This is a genomic window from Candidatus Protofrankia californiensis (assembly GCF_900634765.1).
GTDB lineage: Bacteria > Actinomycetota > Actinomycetes > Frankiales > Frankiaceae > Protofrankia > Protofrankia californiensis.
Window position 1 is genome coordinate 7391 of record NZ_CAAAFT010000378.1, and the last position, 2073, is coordinate 9463.

Consider the following 2073-nt stretch of genomic DNA (forward strand, 5'->3'; position numbering starts at 1 on the left):
ACACCGGGCCGTTGCGGTTCCATCCGGCGCACGCCGGCGACGTCCTGTCGCTGGGCGGTTTCGAGATCCGCCCGCTGGCGGCCAACCATGGTGGCGTGTTCGTGGGCCCGGCGGTGCTCTATGACGTGACAGCCCCGGACGGCGGACGTCTGCTCTACGCCTGCGACACCGCCGCGCCGCTGCCACCGCCGACCCTGGAGGCACTCGCCGGGCGCGCGTTCGACGCCGTGCTGATGGAGGAGAACAACGGCGACCGTCCCGGGTTCGGTGAGCACCTCGACCTGGCGGCGTTCGCCGACGTCCTCGCGGAGCTCCGGCGGCGGGACGCCGTGGTCGAGGCGACCCGGATCATCGCCGTCCACCTCAGCCACCGCAACCCGCCCGGCGGCGAACTCGCCCGGCGGCTGGCGCTGATGGGAGCGCAGCTGCATCCTGACGGCGCTGTACTCGACATCACCGCCGACAGCGCCCGGCCCGGGCGCACCGTGTTCCGCGGAACGCAGTCCCACGCGGGTCCGCCCCGGCCGTACCGCGTCCTGATCACCGGAGGCGCCCGGTCGGGAAAGTCCGCGGAAGCCGAGCGGCGGCTCGCCGCCTGGCCGGAAGTGGTCTACGTGGCCACGGCGGGACCGGTTTCACCGGACGACGCCGACTGGGCGGCGCGGGTGGCCGCCCACCGCGGCCGCCGCCTGTCCCACTGGACGACGGTGGAGACCGCCGACCTGGTGCCGCTGCTGCGTGCGGACGGCCCGCCTCTGCTGGTCGACTGCCTCACCCTGTGGCTGACCGCCCACATGGACTGGGAGCACATGGGCGGGGACGGCCTGGACGGGGACCGGGCGGACGAGGACCACGTGAGCGGGGACGGCCTGGATGGGGACCGCATGGCCGGGGAATGGTCCGCCAGAGTCCAGGAGCTGGTGGCGGCGTGGCGGGACACCCGCCGCCACGTGGTAGCGGTGACCAACGAGGTCGGCTCCGGGATCGTGCCGGCCACCGCGGTCGGACGCCGCTTCCGCGACGCCCTCGGCCGCCTCAACGCCGCGATCGCGGCCGAGTCCGACGAGGTCTGGCACGTCGTCGCCGGCATCCCCACCCGCCTGCGCTGACCCACGTTCCCGCTGACCCACATTCCATGGTGCGGAGCTGGCGCCAGGCCAAGGTGCTACCTTGTAGAACATGTGGCAGGTCGGAGTCCGGGAGCTCAAGCAGAACGCCAGCCGTGTGCTGACCCGGGTGAAAGCCGGGGAGACGGTAGAAGTCACCGAACGTGGGACAGCGGTCGCCATCCTCATGCCGTATGAGGCGACCTCGGGTTACCAGCGTCTCGTCGACTCCGGCGACCTCATTCCCGGCGGCCAGGGCATTCTGGACATCGAACCGGTGACCGTGGGCGCCGGGATCCGATTGTCGGACGAACTCGCCGCGCTGCGTGACGATGAATGGAGATAGCGCTGATCTATCTCGACACCAGCGCCCTCACGAAACTCGTCATCGCCGAGGACGAGAGCAATAACCTGCGGATCTGGCTCGCCGAGCACGCGGAGCACAGGCTCGTCAGCAGCGCGTTGGTGCGCACCGAGTTACGGCGTGCGGTTCTCCGCCTCACTGACCGTCCTGATGTCAGCCGGACACAGGCTCAGGCCGCAGCCGGCGCCGCAACGGCACTTCTCCGGGAGCTCGACCAGATCAGGCTGGGCTATCCGTTGTTGGACCGGGCCGGCCACCATCCGCCTGTGCGGCTACGCAGCCTTGACGCGATCCACCTGGTCACCGCCGCGAGTCTCGGCCCAGACCTGCACACCATGGTGGCCTACGACCACCGTCTCCTCGACGCCGCCCGCGACCTCGGCATAGCGGTCGCCTCTCCCGGCATGCCGTGACCCGTCGTGCCCGTACGTCGCCGCACCGCACTGACCCGGGCCGGTCCGGCGACACGGCTGACGGACTATGCCCGGCAACGCCACGCCCCTCGGCGAAGGTCGGGACAGTCGTGGCGGCGCGGCGCCCGTGACGGTGCCGGCACCGGGCTACGCGCGTCGGGCTCACCCGGTTATCCGTGTTGAGGTGGGG

3 protein-coding genes are annotated in these 2073 nt (G+C 71.4%); all 3 read left to right on the top strand.

Going from position 1 to position 2073, the window contains the following annotated elements; all coding sequences use genetic code 11:
- Nucleotides 1-1109, top strand: a 1109-nt coding sequence (locus DD1DGNOD_RS19375; protein ID WP_241255846.1) for a bifunctional adenosylcobinamide kinase/adenosylcobinamide-phosphate guanylyltransferase, incomplete at its 5' end; no start/stop codon positions are given.
- 70 nt (nt 1110-1179) lie between these two features.
- Complete coding sequence (locus tag DD1DGNOD_RS19380) at nt 1180-1452, top strand: type II toxin-antitoxin system Phd/YefM family antitoxin (protein ID WP_131770759.1); 273 nt, start codon at nt 1180-1182, stop codon at nt 1450-1452.
- Nucleotides 1443-1883 (top strand): type II toxin-antitoxin system VapC family toxin, encoded by a 441-nt coding sequence (locus tag DD1DGNOD_RS19385; RefSeq protein WP_131770760.1) that lies wholly within the window; start codon nt 1443-1445, stop codon nt 1881-1883. The genes DD1DGNOD_RS19380 and DD1DGNOD_RS19385 overlap by 10 nt, the downstream gene beginning before the upstream one ends.
- Nucleotides 1884-2073: the final 190 nt, after the last annotated feature.

Bases quoted from the DNA above. Each gene is read 5' to 3' on its own strand.
- DD1DGNOD_RS19380 (WP_131770759.1), top strand. From the start codon at position 1,180: ATGTGGCAGGTCGGAGTCCGGGAGCTCAAGCAGAACGCCAGCCGTGTG.
- DD1DGNOD_RS19385 (WP_131770760.1), top strand. From the start codon at position 1,443: ATGGAGATAGCGCTGATCTATCTCGACACCAGCGCCCTCACGAAACTC.